General features: G+C 59.3%; 16 protein-coding genes. 9 read left to right on the forward strand and 7 right to left on the reverse strand.

Annotated elements, in window-relative coordinates:
• Positions 1-14: 14 nt before the first annotated feature.
• Together FY550_RS00860 and FY550_RS00865 are read right to left on the reverse strand one after the other, a co-directional pair.
• On the reverse strand, positions 15-752 hold the full coding sequence (locus tag FY550_RS00860; protein WP_070980689.1) for a ParA family protein: 738 nt from the start codon (positions 750-752) through the stop codon (positions 15-17).
• A gap of 239 nt (positions 753-991) precedes the next feature.
• Positions 992-1,585, reverse strand: a complete 594-nt coding sequence (locus FY550_RS00865; RefSeq protein ID WP_070980691.1) for a pentapeptide repeat-containing protein — start codon at positions 1,583-1,585, stop codon at positions 992-994.
• 534 nt (positions 1,586-2,119) lie between these two features.
• Here FY550_RS00865 and FY550_RS00870 point away from each other — a divergent pair.
• From FY550_RS00870 to FY550_RS00885, 4 genes are read left to right on the forward strand one after another with little or no spacing between them, the layout of a single operon-like run.
• Positions 2,120-3,403, forward strand: coding sequence for an ABC transporter substrate-binding protein (locus FY550_RS00870; RefSeq protein WP_070980693.1), 1,284 nt, complete (start codon positions 2,120-2,122; stop codon positions 3,401-3,403).
• A 55-nt stretch (positions 3,404-3,458) separates the two neighbouring features.
• Positions 3,459-4,364: a carbohydrate ABC transporter permease gene (locus FY550_RS00875; protein ID WP_070980696.1), complete on the forward strand. Its 906-nt coding sequence runs from the start codon at positions 3,459-3,461 to the stop codon at positions 4,362-4,364.
• A complete protein-coding gene (locus FY550_RS00880; protein WP_149054290.1) occupies positions 4,361-5,236 on the forward strand; it encodes a carbohydrate ABC transporter permease in 876 nt (291 codons plus the stop codon). The genes FY550_RS00875 and FY550_RS00880 overlap by 4 nt, the downstream gene beginning before the upstream one ends.
• A gap of 7 nt (positions 5,237-5,243) precedes the next feature.
• A complete protein-coding gene (locus FY550_RS00885) occupies positions 5,244-6,356 on the forward strand; it encodes an ABC transporter ATP-binding protein (protein WP_149054291.1) in 1,113 nt (370 codons plus the stop codon).
• Positions 6,357-6,530: 174 nt separating this feature from the next.
• Here the strand turns inward: FY550_RS00885 and FY550_RS00890 are convergent, their stop codons facing one another.
• Positions 6,531-8,573 (reverse strand): PDZ domain-containing protein, encoded by a 2,043-nt coding sequence (locus tag FY550_RS00890; protein ID WP_070980698.1) that lies wholly within the window; start codon positions 8,571-8,573, stop codon positions 6,531-6,533.
• A 303-nt stretch (positions 8,574-8,876) separates the two neighbouring features.
• Between FY550_RS00890 and FY550_RS00895 the strand changes: the two genes are divergently transcribed.
• From FY550_RS00895 to FY550_RS00910, 4 genes are all read left to right on the forward strand, one after another.
• Complete coding sequence (locus FY550_RS00895; RefSeq protein WP_168169354.1) at positions 8,877-10,031, forward strand: porin; 1,155 nt, start codon at positions 8,877-8,879, stop codon at positions 10,029-10,031.
• Between the two features lie 316 nt (positions 10,032-10,347).
• Positions 10,348-11,508 carry a porin gene (locus FY550_RS00900; protein WP_149054292.1) on the forward strand — a complete coding sequence of 387 codons (1,161 nt, stop codon included), beginning with the start codon at positions 10,348-10,350 and terminating at the stop codon, positions 11,506-11,508.
• 10 nt (positions 11,509-11,518) lie between these two features.
• On the forward strand, positions 11,519-11,935 hold the full coding sequence (locus FY550_RS00905; RefSeq protein ID WP_070980705.1) for a type 2 periplasmic-binding domain-containing protein: 417 nt from the start codon (positions 11,519-11,521) through the stop codon (positions 11,933-11,935).
• 5 nt (positions 11,936-11,940) lie between these two features.
• The gene (locus tag FY550_RS00910; protein ID WP_149054293.1) at positions 11,941-13,539 is read left to right on the forward strand and encodes a diguanylate cyclase domain-containing protein; all 1,599 of its coding nucleotides are present in this window, start codon (positions 11,941-11,943) and stop codon (positions 13,537-13,539) included.
• A 19-nt stretch (positions 13,540-13,558) separates the two neighbouring features.
• Here FY550_RS00910 and FY550_RS00915 read toward each other — a convergent pair whose 3' ends face one another.
• The 4 genes from FY550_RS00915 to FY550_RS00930 all read right to left on the reverse strand — a co-directional run bounded on the left by FY550_RS00915 (position 13,559) and on the right by FY550_RS00930 (position 20,818).
• Complete coding sequence (locus FY550_RS00915; protein WP_070980712.1) at positions 13,559-16,162, reverse strand: TRAP transporter permease; 2,604 nt, start codon at positions 16,160-16,162, stop codon at positions 13,559-13,561.
• 117 nt (positions 16,163-16,279) lie between these two features.
• Entirely contained in the window at positions 16,280-17,275 is a 996-nt protein-coding gene (locus FY550_RS00920; RefSeq protein ID WP_070980943.1) for a TAXI family TRAP transporter solute-binding subunit, read from the reverse strand.
• 138 nt (positions 17,276-17,413) lie between these two features.
• On the reverse strand, positions 17,414-19,471 hold the full coding sequence (locus tag FY550_RS00925; RefSeq protein ID WP_149054294.1) for a CocE/NonD family hydrolase: 2,058 nt from the start codon (positions 19,469-19,471) through the stop codon (positions 17,414-17,416).
• Between the two features lie 45 nt (positions 19,472-19,516).
• Complete coding sequence (locus tag FY550_RS00930) at positions 19,517-20,818, reverse strand: ATP-grasp domain-containing protein (RefSeq protein ID WP_070980721.1); 1,302 nt, start codon at positions 20,816-20,818, stop codon at positions 19,517-19,519.
• A gap of 226 nt (positions 20,819-21,044) precedes the next feature.
• On the opposite strand from FY550_RS00930, the gene FY550_RS00935 reads away from it, so the two are divergent.
• Positions 21,045-22,313, forward strand: coding sequence for a Zn-dependent hydrolase (locus tag FY550_RS00935; RefSeq protein ID WP_070980723.1), 1,269 nt, complete (start codon positions 21,045-21,047; stop codon positions 22,311-22,313).
• The last annotated feature ends 34 nt before the right edge of the window (positions 22,314-22,347 follow it).

A 22,347-nucleotide genomic window follows, 5' to 3' on the forward strand; every position in this document is an offset into this window, starting at 1 on the left:
CGCTCGGGCCCGGCTCAGCCCATGCGCCGACTGATCTCATCCCACAGGGTGCTATAGGCCTTGCCAGCGTTGGTTCGGGCGGCGAATCGGGCAATCGGCGCCTGCTTCAGCCCCATCTGCTCAACCGCGCTGGCATAGGGGATATGGGTGGAAAGCTGGGCGGGCCACTGTTCGCGCAGCGAGCCCATGACCTCGTTGTGCAGCTTCTTGCGCCGATCAACCAGCGTGAAGAAGGGCCAGATCGGCGTTTCGTGATCCTGCTTGTCGAGATGCTGACGCAGCTGATCAAGGGTGCGCAGCGATAGCGTGGTCGGCACGATCGGCACCAGCAGCGCATTGACGCTGGAAAAGATCTGCTCGGAGAGCGTCGAAATGCTCGGCGGGCAGTCGAGGATGATCAGGTCGTACTCATCGAACACCGGCTTGAGGATCTTGCGCAGGCGGCTGTTCTTGCGACCCTCCAGCAGTTGGTCCAGCTCGCGCGAGTCGAAGGCGGCCGGCAGCAGGTCGAGACCCTCGATCTCGGTATTGCGAATGGCCTTCTCGAGTGCGGCCTTGCCCTTGACCAGCTTGTCGACGCCACCGCCACGCACCTTGGCCTTCTCGCGCAGATAGTAGGTCGTGGCGGCCTGGGGATCGAGATCCCAGAGCAGCACCCGGCGCCCGCTCAGACTCGCCTCGGCAGCCAGATTGACGGCCGAGGCCGTCTTGCCCACGCCGCCCTTGATACTGTAAAGCGCCAGCATCTGCATCAACGATCTCCCGCAGTGGTTGTCGGTTCGTGAGGCAGGGTGTGCGTCTACCGTGACGAATCGATGACAGCACGTTGCGAATGATCAGATTAGAGCGGGTGGGGCCGGCGGACAATGCGGCGAATGTGCAGCAGGAACCACTTGTGCGGCGTGGCCATGTTCACGTGTTGTCTTTTGGCCTGAGAGTTATCAAAAAACGCCGGCCTCGCAAGGCCGGCAATTAATATAAGGTAATCATTTTAATGGTGAAGCTCGATATCCAGCCCATCAAGTAGAGCGACTGCTTCCGGAAGCGAGAATCTGGCGTTTTTTATATCGTTCTCAAGGATATTGATACTGTAATGGGTGGCATCAATAAAATTGGCGCCGCGAAGACGGGTTCTGTTGAAAATAGTGTCTTCAAGGTCACTGCCCGAGAAGTCTATCTGTTCACAATTGGCTTCGCTGAAATCGACCCTGTGAATGCGGCAGCTGATCATTGTTGTTTCTGCCAGATAAAGTCCAAAGAACGAACTGTCATCCAACACGCACTCTTCAAAAGAAAGAACGCCCGGGATCTGAATCGACGGGCAACGCATGCGGGGCCAATCAATACCCATCATTTTGCAAAGGTTGAATGCCACGCCCTGTAAAAGCGTGCAGGGAAACTGGGTCACGCTCAGGTTGGAATTGTCAAAAGAACAATCCGTGAATCTGCAATTTCTGAATGTTGCATGAGAAAAATCGCAGTTTTTAAAGGAACAGTTATCGAAGCGGCTGGCTTCAAGGGTTTGATCATCCACTTTTTCGCCTTCGAAGGCGATATCGTCGTAATCCCTGTTGCTGGCCATCATGATCGCTTACCTGTTCCTGTTGAATGCATGCCGATTGCAGGCGTTATTGCTGGACCTCATCAGGTTACATGTTTATCGGGTCATGCCAGTGACCTTTCAGACAGGCTTCGGCCCTCTTCGGTTCGATAGGCGCTCTGGCGCTCACCTCTCCTTTGATGGTTTCGGTGGTCCGTGCCGCCAAATACGACCTGCGCTACCAACCCGACTACAGCGACCCCGAAATCAGCATCGAAGAGTTTCCGCGTCACGATCCCTGGACAGAAAAAGGCGACTGGGAACAGCCCGGTTCCTGAAAAAAGTGATTCTCTTGCATAACGGCCACTGCCCGGCTTATCCCGGTCAGTGGCCGTTTTTGGCAGGGCCTGCCCACTGTGCTTATCCGCTGCGCTTCGCCCTTGGTTGTATTGTGGCTCAAACAGGGGTGCGCAATATTCGGCAGAAGCCTGAACAAAGTCTTACAAATGCTCGGGCCTTCGAATTCATAAAGAAACGTATTCGGTTGCGGATCGGATCAGATCACGGGGAATGCACGCCATGATTGCAAGACGTCTTATCGGTGGAATCGGTTGTACGCTGTTGCCGCTCGCGATGGCCATGCCATCGTCGTCGTGGGCTGCAGATCAGCAGAGCGACAAGCAGGTTGAAGTGCTCAACTGGTGGACCTCGGGCAGTGAGGCCAAGGCGCTGGGCGTGCTCAAGAGTGATCTGGCCGAGCAGGGGATAGGCTGGAAGAACATGCCGGTCGCCGGCGGCGCGGGCACCAACGCCATGGCGGTACTGCGTTCGCGTATCACTTCCGGCAACCCCCCAACGGCTGCTCAGGTACTGGGTTTCGATGCGCGCGACTGGGCCCAGCGTGGTGCGCTGAGTTATCTGGATGAGGTCGCCCAGTCGGAGAAATGGGGCGAGGTCTTCCCCGCCGCAATCAAGAATTTCGCTCAGTACGAAGGCCACTGGATCGGTGCGCCCTTCGAGATCCACTCCACCAACTGGGTGTGGGCCAACAAGTCTCTGATGGACAAGCTGGGCATCGAGCAGCCCAAAACCTGGGATGACTTCATCGCTTCGATGAAAAAGGCGAAGGACGCCGGCTATCTCGGCCTGGCGTACGGCGGTCAGCCGTGGCAGGACGCCACCGTCTTCGAGAACGTGGTACTGGCGACCGGCGGTGCGGATTTCTATCGCAAGGCGTTTATCGATCTGGATGAGTCGGCGCTGAAGTCGGACACCATGGTCAAGGCGTTTGATCGCATGCGCGAGCTGCTGAAATACAAGGATGACAACTCTCCGGGACGGGACTGGAACCTGGCCACGGCGATGGTCATCAACGGCAAGGCGCTCTATCAGATCATGGGCGACTGGGCGAAGGGCGAATTCCTCAACGGCAATCTCAAGCCGGAGCAGGACTTCATGTGTTTCCGTACCCCCGGCACCCAGGATGCGGTCACCTTCAACAGCGATCTGATGATCATGTTCAAGACCGACGACAAGCAGCAGATCGAGCTGCAAAAGACCATGGCACGCGCCATCGGTTCGCCCGAGTTCCAGATCGCCTTCAGCCAGGTCAAGGGCTCGGTGCCGGCGCGCATGGACCTCTCGGCTGACAAGCTCGATGCCTGTGCCGAGAAGGGCTACAAGCAGGTCAAGGCGGCGGCCGATAACAATACCCTGATGGGCAGCATGGCCCATGGCTACGCCGCTCAGGCCTCGGTCAAGAACGCGGTATTCGACATCGTGTCTTCCTTCGTCAACAGCAGCATGCCCAGCCAGACGGCTGCCGAGCAGCTGGCAATGGCAGTGCAGGGCGCAAAGTCCTGATGCGCTCGGGCCCCGGTAATACCGGGGCCTTACTGTTTACTCGGAGGTTATCGTAATGCCGAATTCGCCCTCCCGTCAGGGTGGCGGGGCGCGAGCTCATCTGCAGCGCTGGCTGCCGAAGCTGGTGCTGTCGCCCTCATTCGTGCTGGTCCTGTTCTTTGTCTACGGTTTTATCCTGTGGACGACCTATATCTCCTTCAGCAACTCCGGCATGCTGCCCGATTACAGCTGGGCCGGGTTGCGCCAGTGGTCCCGACTGTGGAACTCCTGGACCTGGGGGATCGCACTGCACAATATCTGGGTCTTCGGGCTGCTTTATATCGTGTCCTGCATCACGCTCGGTCTGCTGCTGGCGATCCTGCTGGATCAACGCATTCGTGCCGAGGGTGCGCTGCGCACCATATATCTCTATCCGATGGCGCTCTCCTTCATCGTGACCGGCACCGCCTGGCAGTGGTTTCTCAATCCGGGACTGGGGCTGGAAAAAACGATGCATGAGCTGGGCTGGACGAGTTTCAGCTTCAACTGGCTGATCAACTCGGAGATGGCGATCTATACCATCGTGATTGCGGCGGTGTGGCAGGCGACCGGTTTCATCATGGCGATGTTCCTGGCCGGGTTGCGGGGTATCGATGGCGAGATGATCAAGGCCGCGCAGATCGATGGCGCCCCGACCTGGAAGATCTACCTGCGTATCATCATTCCGCAGCTGCGTCCGGTCTTTCTCAGTGCCGTGGTGGTACTGGCGCACCTGGCGATCAAGAGCTTTGACCTGATCGTGGCGATGACCGGTGGTGGCCCCGGCAACTCGACAGCGGTGCCGGCGACCTTCATGTATTCCTATGCCTTCTCGCGCAACGAGATGGGCATCGCCGCGGCCAGTGCGGTGTTCATGCTGGCGGTGATCGCGGCGCTGATCATTCCCTATCTGTATTCCGAGCTGAGAGAGTCCCGTTCATGAGTGCCGCACCTCCCACAGCGCGTGCCGGGACCCTCTCGCGCGCGATTCTCTACGCGATCCTGGCGGTTTTCGCGATCATCTATCTGATGCCGCTGTATGTGATGCTGACCACCTCGTTCAAGACGCTGGACGAGATTCACCAGGGCAACATGCTGGCGCTGCCCAGCAACTGGACCATCCAGCCCTGGCTCGAAGCCTGGGGCAGCGCCTGTATCGGGCTCGAGTGCAACGGCGTACATGGCTACTTCTTCAACAGCATCAGGATTGTGGTACCGGCGGTGCTGATCTCCGGATTGCTGGGGGCGTTCAATGGTTACGTGCTGACCAAATGGCGCTTCCGCGGCCACAAGATCGTTTTCGGTCTGATCCTGTTCAGCTGCTTTATCCCGTTTCAGATCATCCTGCTGCCAATGGCGCGGGTCCTGGGCATTCTGCATGTCGCCAACAGCACCACCGGACTGGTGCTGGTGCACATCGTCTACGGGATCGGCTTTACCACGCTGTTCTTTCGCAACTACTACGAGACCTTTCCCAACGAACTGATCCGTGCGGCGCAGCTCGATGGTGCCGGATTCTTCACCATCTTCTTCCGCATTCTGCTGCCGGCGTCCACGCCGATCATCGTGGTCACCATCATCTGGCAGTTTACCAACGTCTGGAACGACTTCCTGTTCGGGGTTTCCTTTGCATCGGGTGACAGCGCGCCGATCACGGTGGCGCTCAACAATCTGGTCAACAGTTCCACCGGCGTGAAGGCCTACAACGTCAACATGGCGGCTGCCATGGTGGCGGCGGTACCCACGCTGATTGTCTACATCCTGGCGGGCAAGTATTTCCTCCGGGGCCTGATGTCGGGTTCGGTCAAGGGCTGAGAATTACATGAGTTTTCTGCATATCAACAACATCCGAAAGCACTTTGGCGAGACGACCGTACTCAAGGGGATCGATATCGCCATCGAGCAAGGGGATTTTCTGGTACTGGTGGGGCCGTCGGGCTGCGGCAAGTCGACCCTGCTCAACATGATCGCCGGCCTCGATTCGATCAGTGACGGTGAGCTGCTGCTCAACGGTGAGCGCATCAACGAGGTGCATCCCGCGCAGCGCGATATCGCCATGGTATTCCAGTCCTATGCGCTCTATCCCAGCATGACAGTCGCCGGCAATATCGGCTTCGGTCTCGAGATGCGCAAGGTCCCGAAGGCGGAGCGACGCGAGGCGATCGAGCGGGTAGCGAAGATGCTGCAGATCGAGAATCTGCTGGAGCGCAAGCCGGGGCAGCTCTCCGGTGGTCAGCGCCAGCGTGTAGCGATGGGACGGGCGCTGGTGCGCGAGCCACAGCTGTTTCTGTTCGATGAGCCGCTCTCCAACCTGGATGCCAAGCTGCGCGTCGATATGCGCACCGAGATCAAGCAGCTCCATCAGCGTCTCGGTGCCACCATCGTTTATGTGACGCACGATCAGATCGAAGCGATGACGCTGGCGACACGCATCGCGGTCATGCGTGCCGGTGAGCTGCAGCAGCTGGGTACCCCTCATCAGGTATACGACGACCCCAACAATCTGTTCGTGGCCGGTTTCATGGGTTCACCGTCGATGAACCTGCTCAATGCCCGAATGGTGATGGATAACGGTAAGCTGGTGGCACGAATCCCGGTGGAAGATACCAGCCTGGATCTGCCGGTGGTGCGCGATCACGAAGCATTGCTCGAGTGGCAGGACCGAGAGGTGATCATCGGCTTGCGACCCGAGGCGATTACCGATCCGGCCAGCGCCAATCAGCAGGATGGCGTCATCCATGAAGCCTCGCTGACAGTCAGTCTGGTCGAGCCGACCGGGGCTGATGTCTATGCTGTAACCCACCTGGGGGGGCGTGATATCAACGCCCGCATGCGCCCGGGTACGGCGCTCTCGCCGGGTGAACAGACCCGCTTTGCCTTCGATGTGTCACGCATGGTGGCGTTCGATCCACAGAGTGAAGCGCGTATTCGCTGACGCATGAACGGTCGCCGCGCCGAGCTTCAGATCATCGAAAGATCAGTAGTCTGAAATATCGGCGCGGCCCTCGGACCGGCCATACGCTCTTCAATGCCTTTTGAGCCAGAATCTGGTTGCCCGGAAAATCCGCCATGGTTTTCCGGGCATTCATACGTCGGCCGCCCGATCACGTCAGCGTCGATGGACAGGCGGTTGACCCGACAGATAAGCAATCATGTTGTCTTCAAGACGCTGGCGTGCTTCGCTTTGACAGTCGATCTTATCCAGCGCTGGCTGAAACCGTTTGGCTACCCTTGCCCAGCCGAGCTCGCCGGGCAGGGGATTGTCGATATATTGACGAATAACTCTGGCAAATCTGGCAGGTGCTTCGAATGTCATCCGGTAGGAGTTGTCCTGTTCTCCTATGATGAGCCCCGAGAGGGTTTTTGTCTGAATCCGTTTCATGACCACCTTGGTAATGTTTGTGGTCGTTTCACCGCAAGCGCCATGACGCCATATTCTGGCCTTGGCATAGCCGGCAATCAGAGGGGTAAAGCGTGGTTCCGGCCCTGCGGGATCATAGCGCCCGATTCTCGATACCTTTTCTTCGGCATGTAGAGAGAGCATGTCCTCAATGGCCAGGGTCTCCAGCATTTCAAACGCGCCATTCGCCATTAATCCGAGTCGGTAGCTGATGGCATTATCGGTTGGGCCGAAGGTCTCATCCCGTTGAGCCGCTCTCGCCTGTGCCAGCATCGTATTGTTCTCTCTCGTTGATCTGACGCCATCACAATCGATAAAAGCCTTGTCATGCTCAAAGAGGGCAGTGGTGAAGTCACAGCGCATTTGAGCGTACTGTTTTTGCGTTTCATGAGTGAGATTGAAATGGGAAAGAACCGTCGGATTGATACGTTTCGGTTGAAGATGTGCCGGAAAGGATGGGTCGACAGGGCGTAGCTCAAGCGTCTCCGGTTTGGCTCCGAAGCGGTGATTCCAGGCGTCGTATCGCACCTTGTCAAACAGCAGACTGGCCCTTTTGCAATCCATGCTGGCTATGGCCTCGACATTCCTGCTTTTGCCCTCACCAGTGAGGCGCTGCTGTATACGATGTTGCATCGCCTGGCAATCGCTGTCGTCCAGTTCGAAGTAGGCATTGAAGAGATCGTCCGGATGCGGATTCAGGTGACCGTTGGCGATGGCTTCGGAGATGCCATCTTCCGGAATGCCCAAAGCATCTGCCAGGGCGATCAGTTGTGGCAGGGCCGGGCGCTTCTGATCGAAACGTCCGGACTCACGGGAGAGAACCTCTTTTACCCGGGCAGCATCCCTGACAGTGACTTCGGCACCACTGGCGGTCCGTGCAGGGGGTACAAGCCGAACCATGGATTGCTCCCCGTCAGGATGTTCGAGCAATACCCTGACCGTGTTACCGCGACTGAAACCACGATGGATCAGGCTGAGATGGCCGGCTGGATCTGCTGCTGCCTGATCGACCATCAGGATCAGGTCCTTTTGCCGTACGCCGGCGCCATGGGCCGAGCTGCCGGGGGTGACACCCGTCACCAGGGAGGTTGGACCGAATCCCCGGCGCCCCGGGCCCTTGGCAAGGCTCAGGCCCGTTCGCTCATCCCGAAGAATCTCGCTCTCTGCTGGCGGGGAGGAAGCCAGCATCAGCCTGGGCTTTGCCCGTGAGTTCTGCCTGAGCGTCAGACGCCCCTTTCGCCAGTCAGGGCCCCCGGGAACATTTGACCAACGAAAATCCCACCGGTTGGCGCGCACCTGTTTCAGGGAGATGTAGCCTCCCTTGCAACGACCGTAAAGGATCTGCTCCTGGAGCTGTATCTGGCCGTGTTTCTCGCGCAGCACGGAAGCCGTCCCACCACACTGCCAGGCGGGATAATCGATATATATTCGGTCATTTCGACCCCGAATGCGTACCGGGTATGTCGTGCGCGAGGTCATGCCCTGCTTCGTAGTTCCGGTAAACTCGAAGTCTACGGGGGCATCCTCGGGCAGGGGCGAGGAGGAAACGGTTTGCGTTTTATTCTGCGCAGCCGTCGATTCGGTGGATGGCCGTGCTGGTGGGGGGCGAGGGGCCCCTTGAGGCGTATCTGCGAGAAAGTCATCAGATCGCATTGAGAAATGCTCGTCGTTCGAAGAGAGCATCCGGGTCAGTGAATCGACAGGCGGCTGCTGCGCCAACAGGAAAACGGCAAAGAGCATCTCGTGGATCATGAGTCTTCTCCCGATGATGAACGCCCTACACTGTTAATAGCACACTGGCTCGACGGCCGACTTTTCCTCTAACGAATCAGCTCTTCTGCAGCATTTTCCGCATAGTGTGGAACGCAAGCGGTATATGCTCATGAAGCCTTGCTGGAGCTGCGCTTTTTCTCCCGATCCTCAGTTTACTTAAAGTGTTTGGCGACCCGGCCGAGATTATCCCTGTTACGTTAAATTACATCCCGTCTCGGACATGCGTGTCCCGGAACACTGCCGTGGATGTGAATCGGTACATGGATGGCCGAGATCCGATCTATGAGTCCATTGCATTATCTGGTGATTGCACTGCTGATCCTGATGCCTGCATCTTCACAGGCGCAGGGAGTGGCCGATGGCGATCGTTTGACCTTCAGCGGATTTGGCACCCTTGGACTGATTCACAATAGCAGCGACGAAGCAGCGTTCGTTCGCGATCTGGGGCAGCCGAAGGGGGCGCAAGAGGGTTGGAGTGCTCGTACCGATTCGCTGCTGGGTGCCCAGGCCGCTCTAAAACTGAATGACAGATTTGATGTAACGCTACAGGGCATCAGTCGTTATCACTACAGTGGCGATTTCAGCCCGCAACTGACCTGGGCCTTTGTTCGCTATACACCTTCTCCTGCCTGGCAGTGGCGGGCCGGTCGACTGGGCTGGGATACCTATATGCTGTCCGATTCCCAGTATGTGGGTTATACCTATTCCTGGATTCGCCCGCCGGTCGATCATTACGGCATCCTGCAGCTGGCTTGCATTGATGGCGTTGATGTTACCTTCCGTCATCCACTTGGGGGCGGGTTGGCATGGGTCAAGCTGTTCGCCGGCCGCTCTGATAGCCATCTTGTGCTGTCAGAGGCACTCTCCGCCGAAATGGAGGTCAGCCATCTTTATGGCGGCCATCTCAACTACGCCATAGGCCCGTGGCAGTTTCGAGCGAGCTATGCGCAGGCGGATAACGCATCGGATTTTTCCGTGGATCGTGACGCTGCCGCCAAAACGCCGAGCACGCTGCTGCTCAACACCCTGCTTGAACAGGCCTTCACTTATGACTCCATCCAGCTCTACTCGTTGGGAGCGACCTATGAGCAGAACAGTTGGCAGCTGCAGGCAATGCAAAACCGGAGTGTAACCGATCAGGATGGGCGGATTGATTCCGGTTTCATCTCTGCCGGTTATCGAGTGGGCCAGGCAACACCCTATGTCATGTACTCCCGAATTCAGACCAGCTTTCCCGACATCCCCGCAGGCGAAAGCTTCAGGCAGCAGACCTGGTCGCTTGGGCTGCGCTATGACGTGGCTACCAACCTGGCCCTGAAGACTCAGCTTGATCGCATTCATGTGCTTGAGCCGGGGCTGCTGTGGCGGAATACCGATGCCGACTGGGAAGGTGAGCGGATCACATTGGTCAGTCTTGGCCTGGATTTTATCTTCTAGCGTCACGCTGATAGCCCGATCCTCTGCTTGCACTGGTACTGCGGCTGATCAGGACGAGTAGCCTTCCGAAAGGCATCTTGAGCAATGGCTTCGGTTTTACTGTTTCCTGAATGGGTGCCGAGGGTCTGATGACAGGCTTGCACGGCGTGCCAGTACCTCGCTCATCCGACTGATACTTTCCCAGGTTTACTTAAAGATAAACGCGGTTTGGCCGAAACTAGCACTGTTACGTTAATTTACATGCCGGCTTCGGACATTCGCATTTGTCAGAACTGCAGCGGCGTGGATCGGTACACGGACGGCCGAGGCGCGATCGATGATGACATTGCGATATCTGCTGGTGATTCTGCTGATACTGCTTCCCGTCTCGGCAGGAGCGCACACGCTGCCCGTCAATGACCGCTTTACCTTCAGCGGCTTCGGTACCCTGGGGTTGATTCACAATAACCTGGCAGAGGCCGATGCCGTACGCGATACCAGCCAGCCGAAAGGCGCCGATGAAGGTTGGAGTGGCAGGATTGATACAAGGTTGGGGCTACAGGCCGGCCTGAAGTTCACCAACCAACTGGACGCTGTCGTTCAGGGGATGAGCCAGTATCACGACACCGGGGATTTCAGCCCCGAACTGATGCAGGCCTTTCTGCGTTATTCACCCGATCCGGCCCTTCAGATGCGTTTTGGGCGACTGGGCTGGGATGTCGACCTGGTCTCCGACTCGCGTTATGTCGGCTATGCCTATCCCTGGGTGCGGCCCCCTGTCGATCATTTCGGGATATTGCAGCTGACGCACATCGATGGCGCCGATGTCACCTACAAGCGGCCCTTCGGCAGCGATCTGGTCTGGCTCAAGCTGTTTGCCGGTCAGACGGACAGTCGCTTTTACATGTCGGACGATCTGAAGGCAGATTTCGATGCCGATCGTGTTTACGGCAGCCACATCAATTATGAAACCGGCGCGTGGCATTTTCGCCTGGGATATACCCGGGTTGAATCCGACGTCACCTTTGGTGGCTTTTATACAACACTCATTGAGCAGAACCATGGCATGGATGCCGACCTGTTTCTCAATCACCTGATCGGTTTCGATCGTTTGCAACTTTATTCGATCGGCGCCATCTACAATCCGGGTGCGCTCCAGCTGCAAGCCATCTGGAATCGCAATGTACTGGCGAGTGGCGATACATGGATCGATTCGGGATTTGTCTCGGCGGCCTGGCGCTTCGGCAGCCTCACGCCCTATGTCATTCACTCCCGTGTCGATACGCACGATGAACGGGAAGATCCCATCGGCTCCAACGTGAAACAGCGCACCTGGTCGCTGGGGTTGCGCTACGACGTTGCCACCAATGTGGCACTCAAGACCCAGATTGATCGCGTACATACATTATCGCCCGGCCTGCTCTGGCGTGATGTTGATGATGACTGGAACGGCGGTTGGGCCACCATGGTCAGCCTCGGGCTGGACTTCGTTTTCTAGGAGTATGGCCATGACCCGATTTCGTTATCTCATCGCTGCATCCCTGTTGCTGACTGGTGGGCTGGCCCAGGCCGATATCGCCGTGGTAGCCAATGCCCACAGTGGAGTGAGTCAGCTGAGTCGCAGTGATGCCATCAATATCTTCATGGGTCGTTATCGCAAGCTGCCCGGAGGAGCGCTGGCGCTGCCGATCGACCTGGCGCCTCTCAAGGCGCGCTTCTATCAGGTATTGGTCAACAAGGATCTGGCCGAAATCAATTCCTATTGGGCACGTCTGGTCTTCTCCGGCCAGGGGACGCCGCCGCAGCAGGCCGATACGACAACCGAAGTAACGGCGCTGGTGCTTCATAACCCCAGTGCGCTCGGCTATGTCGATATCGATCACGTCACTCCCGAGCTGCATGTCGTGCTCGTGTTGCACGAGTAACTCCCATGGGACGCCTTTTTGAGCTTTTTCGTACCCGCCTGGCGTTGCGTGCAGCGGCCATCATCCTGGTGATGGTGGCGTTGCTGGGCATTGGATTTCTGCAGCTGGCAATTCATGTTCGCGCCGATAGCGAACAGCAAACCCAGGCGAAGCGGCTGGAGCAATTGCTCTCTACCGTGGAGCGCACCACCCAGATCGCCTGTTTTCTGGGCGATCGACAGCTGGCGGGTGAGGTGGCTGATGGCCTGCTGAGCAATCGGATTGTCAGCGAGGTGCGTATCGTGCGCCAAAATGGTGATGTGCTTGCGGACAGTCGCTCCGCTGTTGCGTCTCGGGAGGGGGCGCCGGTCAGCCGAATCGTGCACTCTCCCTTCGAACCTGACAAGACGATGTGTCATATCGCTCTGATACCCGATCAGGAGCGCATCGATGCCGTGGTCGCCGAAGCCTCACGCTTTCTGGCAGTTGCACTGCTGATACAGCTGGCGGGTGTCGGTATCTGTGTGGTGATGGTGGTGGTGTATTTTGTCACCCGTCCGATCACCGGTATCTCGCATCGCCTGAGCGAACTGGAAGCGGAGACCGGTCATAAACTGCAGGCGCCGCGTGGCAATCGTCATGATGAAATCGGCCAACTGGTGGCCAGTGTCAACGCCATGATTGATCATCTGGTTACCAGTCTGAGCGAAGAGCGGCGCCTGCGGATGGAGCGTGAAGTTGAAGAGCGGCGCTATCGCACCATCTTCGACAATGTCGAGGCGGGTATTTTCGAGCTCGATGGCGAGGGACGGGTCATGGTCGCGAATCCTGCCTTTCGACGCCTGTTTCAGCTTTCCGAGGAGTTCGATCCACGTCAGCGCCGGGTGGCACTGGCCGAACTGGCCGGCAAGGGAGGTCCGACAGCAGAAGAGCTGAGCCGATACAGAGAGCCCGGGCGAACACGTGAGTGGGAGATCGCGCTTGATGGTGGGGCCATCAAACGCTGGGTCAGTGTTCTGCTGAGTCGTTTGGAAGAAGGTCGGCTACAGGGTGTGGCGCACGACATTACAGAGCGCAAACTGGCGACCGACGCGGCTGAGCAACTGGCCATGACCGATCCACTGACAGGGTTGGGTAATCGGCTGGGGCTGGAGCGGCGGCTGGCCGTGATAACCCGTCACCATCGACTTTATCCCGAGCGCGCTCATGCGCTGGTACTGCTCGACTTCGATCACTTCAAGCATGTCAACGATACCTGGGGGCACCAGGCCGGTGACCGAGTGCTCAGGCATGTGGCCGATCTGTTGTCCGGGCTGGTTAGCCAGCGGGACTATCTGGCCCGGCTGGGGGGTGACGAGTTCGTCATGGTGCTCGATGGCTACGGCCAGCGTGAACCGGTAGCGGCGCTGTTGGTACGATTTCTGGAAGAACTGGGCGACCCCATTGTCCTGAATGAAACCACCCGGATTCGGATGGGGGCCAGTATCGGAGTGGCAATGCTGGGACCGGACACGGTGGATGCCCAGGAAGCCATGCGTTTTGCCGACCAGGCGATGTACCGCGCCAAGCGTGCCGGTCGCAACACCTGGCGGTTCCATCAGACAGCCTCCGAGCTGCACTCCTGATGCTCGGAGGCCGCAAGGGTCAGCTACTGGCGGCTGCCGCTTGTGGAGATTGCGGGGATCGACGGCGGCGCTGGAGCAGAATGATCAGCCCCAGCACCAGCAATGCCGGGATCCACAGCCACTCCTTGGCGAAACGGTCGGCAGGCAGGCGCACTGCAGTAATGGTCTGATCGAGATCAAAACCGAGCTCCTTTGCCTGGCTGCCCCAGGTGACCATATCCACCAGGGTGTTGCCTTCTTCCTCGCGCAACATCAGCCCCAGATTTTCGAGCCGGGCCTGACCGGTGTCGCCTTCGACGGCGGGCACTTCCACCACGAAATGCGTCGGCTCGCCATAATCATCGGTGCCATCCACTGCCACCCGCAGATGCTGGCCGTCTTCCAGTTGCCCATAAGCCTCGGCCAGCTGGGCCGGCGGCATATTGTCATATGGCGGTACGATCATGTCCTGCCAGAACCCCGGGCGGAACAGGGTGAAGGCCACCAGCAGCAGCAGGAGGGTTTCGTACCAGCGGTTGCGGGTGATGAACCAGCCCTGGGTGGCGGCAGCGAAAATCAGCATCGCCACCGTCGCGACCACGAAGATCAGTATGCCGTGCCAGAGATCAACATTGATCAGCAACAGATCGGTGTTGAAGATGAACAAAAACGGCAGTGCGGCGGTACGCAGGCTGTACCAGAAGGCCTGGGCACCGGTTCGGATCGGGTCTGCCCCCGAGATGGCGGCGGCCGCGAACGAGGCCAGACCCACCGGTGGTGTGACGTCCGCCATGATGCCGAAATAGAAGACAAACAGATGCACGGCGATCAGCGGCACCAGCAGCCCCTGCTGCTGGCCGAGCTGCACGATCACCGGGGCCAGCAGCGCCGAGACAACAATGTAGTTGGCAGTAGTCGGCAGGCCCATGCCGAGGATCAGGCTGAGCACGGCCGTGAGCATCAGCATCAGCAGCAGGCTGCCCATGGAGAGCTGCTCGACCAGATCAGCGAGTACCAGCCCTACGCCGGTCTGGGAGACCGCACCGACGATAATGCCGGCAGTAGCGGTGGCGATGCCGATGCCGACCATGTTGCGGGCGCCATCGGTCAGGCCGCCCCACAGGTCGTGGAAGCCCTCGGCAATATCGGCGCGCAGGTTGAGGCGGCCGCGGAAGAGGGCATCCAGCGGGCGCTGGGTGACCATGATCACCATCATCAGCACCGTCGCCCAGAAAGCCGACAGGCCGGGTGAGAGTCGCTCGACCATCAGACACCAGACCAGTACCACCACCGGCAGCAGAAAGTGCAGGCCGACCATCACGGTCGGTTTGGTACGCGGCAGGACGGTAATGTCACTGTCCGGCGTGTCATGTTCCAGCTCGGGATAGTTCGCGCCAAGACGCAGCAGCGCCACATAGGCTATGGCCAGGATCACGGCGACGACCCAGGGCGTGGCTTCACCGAGCACCGGTTTGAGCCAGCCCAGGCCGTAATAGACCGCGGCACACAATGCCATCAGACCGACCAGTCCGGTCAGAAAACCGGTGATCTTCACCAGCCAGGGGCGTACCGGGTTGCTGCTTTCGAGCCCCTGCATACCGGCCTTCATGGCCTCCAGGTGCACGATATAAAGCAGGGCGATGTAAGAGATGACTGCCGGCAGGAAGGCGTGTTTGATGACTTCGACGTAGGGAATGCCGACATATTCCACCATCAGGAAGGCGGCAGCCCCCATGACCGGTGGCATGATCTGACCGTTGACCGAGGCAGCCACTTCCACGGCGCCGGCCTTGGTAGAAGGAAAGCCCACCCGCTTCATCAGCGGAATGGTGAACGTACCGGTGGTGACGGTGTTGGCAATCGAGGAGCCCGAAATCAGCCCGGTCAGACCGGAAGCGACGACTGCGGCCTTGGCGGGGCCGCCACGATAATGCCCCAGCAGCGAGAAGGCGACCTTGATGAAGTAATTGCCGGCCCCGGCTTTCTCCAGCAGCGCACCGAACAGCACGAACAGGAAGACAAAGCTGGTGGAGACACCAAGCGCGATGCCAAAGACGCCCTGGGTGGTCAGCCACTGATGATTGACCAGTGCCTCGAAGCTGACGCCGCGATGCGCCAGCATGCCGGGCATGTACGGCCCGGCCAGCGAGTAACCGAGAAAGACCAGTGCCACGATGGTCAGTGGTGGTCCCAGAGAACGTCGGGTGCCTTCCAGTAGCAGCAGCAGGCCGATGATACCGACCACGACATCCTGGGTAATGGGATTGCCCGGACGATTGGCCAGCTGATCGTAGAAGACATAGATATAAAGCGCGCAAAAGGCCCCGATCAGTGCCATCGCCCAGTCGGTCAGTGGAATCCGATCGGAAGGGGAGCGGTTGAGCGCCGGATAGGAAAGAAAGGCCAGAAACAGGGCAAATGCCAGGTGGACCGAACGGGCTTCGGTAGCGCTGAATACGCCGAAGCCAAGCTGATAAGGCAGCGGTGAAGTGATCCACAGCTGAAACAGCGACCAGGCCAGCGCCACGCACAACAACAGGCGAGCGCTGAAGCCATGCAGCTGGCGACCACCGGTATCGGCGGTTGCCGCCATCTCCTGAGCGCTGGGGCGTGACTCGTCATCGCGAGACGCAGAGTTGTTCATGTTCGAACCCTCGGGCGATGGGCAGGGCCATCATGACGACGTAACGCCCCCGAGAGCATCGGAGGCGTCATGAAGAACAGGCAGGGTGAACCGGCCCGGAGCCGGTCACCGTGGGCATTACTGTGATTGCTGCTCGTCGAGCCAGCCCTGCTCCTGGAAGTAGCGCCTGGCGCCTTCATGTAGCGGTGCGGTCAGGCCTTCGCTGATCATGGTCTTCGGCTCCAGATTGCCAAAGGCCGGATGCAGCTTCTTGAAGCGATCGAAGTTCTCGAATACGGCGCTGGTGGCGGCATAGACCAGATCAGGGCTGACTTTCTCGGAACTGATCAGGGTGGCGCCAACACCGAAGGTCTTCACGTCATCCGGATTGCCCTTGTACATGCCACCGGGCACGGTATAGAAGCTGTAATACGGGTTGTCTTCAACCAGCTTCTGGATGGCCGGGCCGTCCAGCGGAATGATGCGGGCATCGGTGGTGGTCGCCGCCTCCTGGATCGAGCCGTTGGGGTGGCCGGCGACGAAGATCATTGCATCGATATTGTTGTCGGCCAGTGCAGAGGCCTGCTCGGCGCTATCGAGTTCGGAGGCCAGCGCGAAGTCATCAGTGGTCCAGCCCTTGGCCTTCATAATGACTTCCATGGTGGCGCGGTTGCCGGAACCGGGATTCCCGATATTGACCCGCTTGCCCTTCAGATCATCCAGCGACTTGATGCCGGAGTCGGCACGGGCAACCAGGGTAGCCGGCTCGCCATGCAGGGCGAAGACACTGCGCAGATCCTTGTGTGCCTTGCCTTCGAACTGGCCCTCGCCACGATAGGCATTGTACTGCACGTCGGACTGGGCCACGCCGAGATCCAGATCGCCGTTTTCGATGCCGTTGACGTTGGCGACCGAGGCGCCGGTGGAGGGAGCATTACACTTGTAGCCGCTGTCGCCCTGGTTGACGAAGCGACAGATGGACTGGCCGACCACGTAGTAGACGCCGGTCTGGCCGCCGGTGCCAATGGTCATGAACTGGTTGTCGGCCGCCTGGGCGCTACCTGTCGAGGCGGCAAGTGTCCCCAGCGTCATGACGGTCGCCGATAACAGCGCAGTGAGTGTCTGTCGTTTGATCATGGGTGAGATCCTTGTTGTCCCTTGTAATCGAGTCCTGCTCAACCGTGCCGACAAGTTACTGGCCCGGCGTGAATGCTGCAAAACGACACTGGTCTAATCTTAAGCCTGACGAAAGTTTCATGGCCAATTCGATGACTAGACCAGATCCCTGGGGATACGCTCATCCCAGCTCTGGGCGTGAAGTCGGGTTTCGCCTTCCCACGCGTCGAGTGTTGCCCGAATTCTGAAATGCGTCGGATCGGACGTCATCAGGGTGCGAGTCACGGTCCTGACGCTCCAGTCGCCGCGACGGAAATGGCGCTCCCACTCGGTCCACCCCTCGACACTGTCATAATCGCCATAGGCGTAGCCGTAGCGCTCGGTGACCCGGGCGGCGATCTCCATGCCGGTATCGTCGAAGCGGTACCGCCCTTCATCGTTGACGATTTCAAGCGTCGTGCGGTCATTGGCGAGATCGCGAATCACCTGCCAGGCCTCATGCCCCGACTGCAGTACCGTGGTGGGCAGGGATTCGGCAGCTTCAGGCAGTTCGAAGGCCGGCAGGCTGTTTTCTTCTTCCGGCCGGGGCTCGCGAAAGGGCAGATGCAGCCGGCAACTGGCCGGATGGAGCGTCAGTCTGACCGGTTTGGGCGCCGGCCAGGCGAGCGGCCAGTAGCTGGTCGAGATGGACAGCCGGATGCAGTGGCCCACCGGAAACTGCTGGGCAATATGCTTGAGCGGCACACGGACCCGGTAACGCTCGCCCGGCACCAGTGGCTCGGGGTGCTCATCACTCTCGCGGTGGGTGAGATTGAGCAGGCCGTAGGAGACGCGGGTGGCCTTGTCATCATGATTGATATCGATCAGACGCACCGCCACCATCGCGACCGGCTCATCGGCGGAGAGCTCCAGCTCGACTGCCGGCTGACCACAGATCTCGATCGCCCGGCTCAGTGCTGCCGTCTGGAAGACCAGCGATCCGCCATCCTCCTCGCGCTGGTCATGGGGCAGGTCAGGCGGGGCGTTATAGGAGCACCACTTGCCGGCATAGAGTCCGACCGATAGCGATGAGCGGATGGTCAGCGGAATCGAGTCGTCATCCTCACTGGCGCGCCGACCGCTGGTATTGGCATCAACCGACTCGGGGATCAGATCGTGTCCGCTGGTCAGCCGGAATATCTGTGGCACGATATTGGACGAGGGCCAGCTCGGCTCCGCAATCCAGCGCCCGGGACGGGTGTCATAACGGGTCGAGGGCGGCACCGACTCCTGCATCCAGACCCGCAGCATGGGTTCTTCCATGATGCCGGTGTCGATACCCTTGAGCCAGTAATCCCACCAGCGCAACGACTCCTGTAGAAAGCCAATGGCCGGCCCCGGGACACCCAGGTGCGGGTATTTGTGCGCCCAGGGGCCCACCAGTCCCTTGCGCGGCACGTCGAGACCTTCCAGCAAGCGGAAGACGGCATTGCAGTAGCCATCCGCCCAGCCACTGACGGCATAGACCGGACAGCGGATGCGCGAAAAATCCTCACAGACCGAACCATGTTTCCAGTAGGCGTCGCGACGCTGATGGGCGAGCCATTTCGAGAGCCACAGCCCGCTGCCTTCCAGGCGTTGCTGCCACATGTCGCGCCAGCGATCGCCTACCAGTGCCGGATCCGGTGGGCAGGCGTTGCCATCGAACATGGTCGAGGCCCAGGAGAGATTGTCGGCCAGCAGACATCCCCCCATGTGATGCACATCGTCGGCGTAACGGTCATCGGTGGAACACAGCGTGATTACCGCCTTGAGCTCGGGCGGTTGCAGGGCGGCAATCTGCAGACCGTTGAAGCCGCCCCATGAGATACCGACCATGCCGACATCGCCGGTGCACCAGGGTTGATTGCCCAGCCAGCGCAGGATTTCCACACCATCATCAAGCTCTTCCTGCAGATATTCATCACGCAGTACGCCATCCGATTCACCGGTCCCACGAATATCCACGCGGACCCCGGCATAGCCGTGACCGGCCCACCAGCGATGTGTACCGGCATCGCGCTGGGCGGTCAGATCGCGCTTGCGATAGGGCAGGTATTCCAGAATGGCCGGGACGGGGGCCGTCTCGGCATCTTCCGGTCGCCAGATACGCACTGCCAGACGACAGCCGTCAGCCAGCTCGATCCAGCTTTCTTCTTCCACAATCCGACATGGCAGATCGCGCACGATGCGCATCAGCAGTACTCCCCAGACCGGCGCGGTGCGGCGCTGTTTGCAGGTTCAGCCGATGATATCGGTGAACTCGAATGTCAGTCGCTCGGCAAGTTGCGCATAGTTGTTTTCCAGCGCTTCGGCGGTATCGGCCCCCATCCAGACATAGGCCAGCGCGAAGCTGTAACTGTCCTGCTCGGGCAGCGCTGACAGCCGCTGACCGGCCTCGACCTGCAAGGCAATGTAAGTCCCGGGAAAGTCCTGTTGCAGCGTCTCGATTTCGCGCTCGCTGGGCACCCGGGTCACCGTCGCATCGACAAAGAATACCCGGTAGAAGAACTTGGCGGCCACTGCGAAATCGCCTTCACGATGCGGCATGTCCGGCCTTTGGCCAAGTGCCAGGTCGACCGTGACCTGCTGGTGGCTGACCCCGTCGACCTTGGCAAACAGATCACAGTGCGACTGGGAGATTCGGGTATTGATCTCCAGCAGCCAGACACGGTTTTGCACTTCATCCCAGAAGAACTCGATGTTGAAGGCAGCATTGTCGTAGCCGATGTGCGCCATGACCGTCTGCGTCAGATCAAGCATGCGTGCCTGGATGGCCTCCGGGAGGAGGGAGGGATAGCGATAGTAAAAGAAGCTCAGTACCTGGGGATAACGGATGGAGTCGACGATGCCATAGGACACTACTTCTCCCTCGAAGACGTAGCCTTCCACGGTGCACTGCCAGCCGCCGATGATCTCTTCGGCCATACAGTAGCCGCCATCCACGGCACGCACTTCCTCGGGCAGGCTGGCCTGCTCGAGCACGTAGTTGAATGGCTCGGAGATCAGGCCGATATCCTCGCGCAGCCGGGTGGTTGCCAGTTGAAAATCCTCCGGACTGTCGATGCGAAAGCCCAGGCGCGAGCCCGAGGACTTGATCGGTTTGACGAAGAAGGGGAAGTAGAGTCCTGCCTCACCGATCTTCGATAGCGCTTGTTCATCGAACGGATCGAAGGCCGTGAAGCGAGGAATGTAATTGCCGATGACTTCGCGTTGCGTCAACCGGCTCCAGTATTTGTGCTCGCACCGCAGCAGGCTCTCCAGACTCGTGGTGCGGGTGCCGAAGCGGTTGCAGAGAATCGGCAGCATGGTGGACACCGGGAAGTCCATGTAGCCGATGATGGCATCGATCGGTTCGCCGAACGCTTTCAGGGTGTCATCGGCGCGACGCACCATGTCCTCGATCGGAAAGACTTCGGTGTCATAGACCTCGGCGGGATCGATCACGCCGTGAAAGCGATATTCCGACGCGCCGCGCAGTTGTTGCAGGCGCTGGCGATTGAACTCGTTAAGACCGACCACAAAGATGTTGCGCTGTGTCATGAAAGGCCTCCGACTCACAGGCTGAGTGGATGACCTCCGGTCGGCCGACAAGCTGCCGGACCTCGGGTCGCAGGGCGCACTGCATGTTTCGAGCATAGACGCCAAATGGATGTCGGGGGCCGACATGACACCGGACTTTGGTGGCGGGAGGCGGATTTGCCTGAAACTACGGTATCGCGCAATGTGGGCCTGAAGAACCGACAATGACAGGAACAGGGGACAAGTGATGACCGGTCAGGCCAGAGGAGAACGCAATCCGGTGCAGGATGGCGCTACGATCATGGAGGCCTGTGAAGTGCTGGCCGGTATTTCGGCTGATACGGAGCGGCTGGTGCGGCGCTACCTGTCTCCCGAGCATGCGCGCGCCAACGCAATGATTGCCTCCTGGATGGCCGCGGTCGGAATGCGTACCTGGCAGGACAGCGTTGGCAACCAGTGGGGGCGCTATGAGGGTGAAGATCCCGAAGCACCGGCACTGGTGCTCGGGTCGCATCTGGACGCCGGTGGCGACAATGATCGTTTCGATGGCGTACTGGGGATACTGCTCGGTATCGCAGTGGTCACTCGGTTGAATGCCCAGGGCAAGCGGCCTGCACGCCCGATCGAAGTGGTCGCCTTCGGGGACGGCCTCGGGAAGCGCTTCGGTAACGCCCTGTTTACCAGTCGGGCCATGGCTGGTGAGAAAATGCCCGACCCATGGCAGTCCATCGATAATGACGGTATTACGCTTGCTCAGGCGCTACATGATTTCGGCCTCGATCCTGCCAGGGTATCAGAGGCTGCCCGTGATCCCGCGTCCCTGGCCGGCTACCTGGAGGTTCATACCGAACAGGGGCCGGTACTGGAAGCCGAGCGACAGTCACTGGGTGTGGGTACCGGAATAATGGGAGAGCGCTGTTTCGCAATCACCCTTTGCGGGCAGGCCGGTCATGCTGGTACCACGCCGTTCGAGCTGCGCCGTGATGCCCTCACAGGTGCTGCCGAAGCCATTCTGGCTATCGAGACACTGGCACGGGCGGCGGGGGTCGTGGCCACTGTCGGGCATCTGGCCACCCACCCCGGTGTGAGCGATACCATTGTCGGCCAGATCCATATGAGTCTCGATATTCGCGCCGAACACGATGAGGATCGTGATCGTACCCTGGAAGCCATCCGGACCACCTGTGACAGTATCGGTGAGACACGTGGTCTGGCCTGGCAGTGGGAAGAGTTACGTCACATCCCTGCGAAGCGTTGTGCCCCTCGGCTGCTTGACGCCCTGACCGCCGCTGTATCTTCTGAGCAACACTCTGCGTTCCAGCTTTCCGGAGGCATTGACTGCGATGCGCGGGCGGTCGCGGCAGTGACCGATATCGGCCTGCTGTTCGTGCGTTGCCGTGGTTTTATAGGAGAACGTGTCAGCGAGTCGGTGCATGTGGAGGATATTGATGCCGCACTGAACGCTCTGAGCGAAACCGTGGCGCGTCTTGATCGGGAAACTGCCACGCCTGTCTGAGACCGGCCCCATGGCCGACGTACCCTGCGTCGGC

Source organism: Kushneria phosphatilytica (assembly GCF_008247605.1).
GTDB classification, from domain to species: domain Bacteria; phylum Pseudomonadota; class Gammaproteobacteria; order Pseudomonadales; family Halomonadaceae; genus Kushneria; species Kushneria phosphatilytica.

Excerpts from the sequence above, each read along its gene's own strand:
- FY550_RS00910 (WP_149054293.1), top strand. The coding sequence starts at position 11,941 with ATGGGACGCCTTTTTGAGCTTTTTCGTACCCGCCTGGCGTTGCGTGCA.
- FY550_RS00860 (WP_070980689.1), bottom strand. The coding sequence starts at position 752 with ATGCAGATGCTGGCGCTTTACAGTATCAAGGGCGGCGTGGGCAAGACG.
- FY550_RS00930 (WP_070980721.1), bottom strand. The coding sequence starts at position 20,818 with ATGACACAGCGCAACATCTTTGTGGTCGGTCTTAACGAGTTCAATCGC.
- FY550_RS00905 (WP_070980705.1), top strand. The coding sequence starts at position 11,519 with ATGACCCGATTTCGTTATCTCATCGCTGCATCCCTGTTGCTGACTGGT.
- FY550_RS00865 (WP_070980691.1), bottom strand. The coding sequence starts at position 1,585 with ATGATGGCCAGCAACAGGGATTACGACGATATCGCCTTCGAAGGCGAA.
- FY550_RS00915 (WP_070980712.1), bottom strand. The coding sequence starts at position 16,162 with ATGAACAACTCTGCGTCTCGCGATGACGAGTCACGCCCCAGCGCTCAG.
- FY550_RS00875 (WP_070980696.1), top strand. The coding sequence starts at position 3,459 with ATGCCGAATTCGCCCTCCCGTCAGGGTGGCGGGGCGCGAGCTCATCTG.
- FY550_RS00885 (WP_149054291.1), top strand. The coding sequence starts at position 5,244 with ATGAGTTTTCTGCATATCAACAACATCCGAAAGCACTTTGGCGAGACG.
- FY550_RS00890 (WP_070980698.1), bottom strand. The coding sequence starts at position 8,573 with ATGATCCACGAGATGCTCTTTGCCGTTTTCCTGTTGGCGCAGCAGCCG.
- FY550_RS00935 (WP_070980723.1), top strand. The coding sequence starts at position 21,045 with ATGACCGGTCAGGCCAGAGGAGAACGCAATCCGGTGCAGGATGGCGCT.
- FY550_RS00880 (WP_149054290.1), top strand. The coding sequence starts at position 4,361 with ATGAGTGCCGCACCTCCCACAGCGCGTGCCGGGACCCTCTCGCGCGCG.
- FY550_RS00925 (WP_149054294.1), bottom strand. The coding sequence starts at position 19,471 with ATGCGCATCGTGCGCGATCTGCCATGTCGGATTGTGGAAGAAGAAAGC.
- FY550_RS00895 (WP_168169354.1), top strand. The coding sequence starts at position 8,877 with ATGAGTCCATTGCATTATCTGGTGATTGCACTGCTGATCCTGATGCCT.
- FY550_RS00900 (WP_149054292.1), top strand. The coding sequence starts at position 10,348 with ATGATGACATTGCGATATCTGCTGGTGATTCTGCTGATACTGCTTCCC.
- FY550_RS00870 (WP_070980693.1), top strand. The coding sequence starts at position 2,120 with ATGATTGCAAGACGTCTTATCGGTGGAATCGGTTGTACGCTGTTGCCG.